We start from the raw sequence: 1,776 nt of genomic DNA, 5'->3' as shown, positions 1-1,776 counted from the left end.
CTGCTGGTATTAACCGGGCTATTTATGGGTCTGGCGGGTTTCTTGCTGGGTGTGGGCTTTCTTTTCCTGGTAAATGTCCCCGTAGAAGAACTGCTGACCCGGCGGGGAACTTCCCAAACCCTTATCAATATAGCTATGACCGGCATTATAATCTTGTGGGCCTTAAGCAGCGCCTGGGTTACCCGCTGCTTTTTCCGTAAAGTATTGAGCCGGGAAAAACCACCGACATCGTTTATATATCTAATCCTGGGGGTTTTGTTCTTGATGGCTGCGGTGGTTTTTTACTTTCTATTAACCACTGGAAGTCCGGTAATAGCCCGGCTTCAGGGTACAGTATCAGAACCGGGCGAACGCTATGCTTTTGGCCCTTATCCTGATAAACCTCGTTTGCGAGAGCTTAAAGCCGAGGGCTACGACGGGGTTATTTCCCTTTTAAGCCCCATGATTCCGTTTGAAAAAATACTATTAGAACAAGAGATGGAGCACGGAAAAGAAGTTGGCATCACCATATACTCCCTGCCGATGCTCCCCTGGGTAAGCGACAATCAGGAATCCATCCAGCGGGCCATGGATTTGGCGGAACCGGGCGATAAACGCTATTATGTTCACTGTTACCTGGGCAAACACCGGGCCGATCTGATTAAACGGGTCTTGCTGGGACAGGAGCCGGAAAACAAGGAGCCCCAAGAATGCATCTACAAGACCCGGCTGGAACGGGGTAAATTATATTTTTATCAGAACAGCCGCATCATAATGGGTCCTTATCCCACCGATGAAGAGTGGTTTCATCTGATTCAAAGGGGTCAATTTAAGGAAATTATTGCTGATCTCGATCCGGAAAATCCCGGGGATCTGAAATGGATAAAACGTGAAGAAAAAAATTGTCAGGAAATGGGCTTGAAATATACCATTATGCCGCTGCGGAAGCAAGGCAATGCTTACCAGGGATTGCTGGAACTGGCCCAATATATTGCCAACAGCCAGCATAAAATCTATGTACATGGATTTCTCATTACGGAAAAAAACCTTTTGCTGGATGGATTGCTGCGGGGCGGAGATTTAGAGCATATGGGCAAGGCTTTCCCCGAACGACTGCAAGGGGGAGCGGTGTTTCGCGTAAGCTACAATCTCTTTCTGGGCCCCCGGCCTGCTGCTGGAGAGATGGATAGACTTAAAAAGGCTGGTATTACCCATATGGAAGCGCTGGAATTGGACGAAAACATCTCTCCTGCCGGAGCGGCCAGCTATATTCAGGCTTGGCCAAAGACTTTGGGAGTATGCTTCTTCTATGGCTTCCCTTCCCCGGATTATTGCAGTCAGGTGGCTTCCATACTGAGCAGCCGCTGCTATGGGCTCAAGCGGGATGATATTCCAGCTTCAATCGGCGGGCATAAAGTAGATATTATTACTGAACGCCTGCTGCTGGGCCGCCAGCCTGAAGCAGCTGAATTGTGCACTCTGGCTGGGTTGGGAGTAAGAACCATAGTACAGTTGGAAGAGCCGGACCTCTCTTCTGACCAAGACCTGAATCTCATTAAACAGGCTGTTGAAGCCGAGGGACTGCGCTTTGAGCTAGTTTACCGGAGCGAAGACTACATTAACCACATAGCAAAAGAAGTACAGCGGGATGACAACCCCTGTTATGTCGTGGCAGCTCCGTTCATCCAAAACGCAGTCTTTATCGATCTTAAGTCCTGCCGGATATAACGAGATGAAATATGTCCCCCGCATCCTTAATAGTGAGCGAAGCGAACATCAGTGGTGCCCGCAGGGTGC

General features: G+C 49.2%; 1 protein-coding gene. It reads left to right on the top strand.

Translation table 11 applies throughout. The features are described 5' to 3' along the window. Window positions 1–1,707 (top strand): hypothetical protein (locus tag PHP87_RS05910; protein ID WP_299919525.1); only part of this gene is annotated, 1,707 nt, incomplete at its 5' end. Window positions 1,708–1,776: the final 69 nt, after the last annotated feature.

Origin of the sequence: Syntrophomonas sp. (genome assembly GCF_028707975.1) — a bacterium.
Taxonomy (GTDB): Bacteria; Bacillota; Syntrophomonadia; order Syntrophomonadales; family Syntrophomonadaceae; genus Syntrophomonas.
This window is presented reverse-complemented; position numbering and strand designations above follow the sequence as displayed.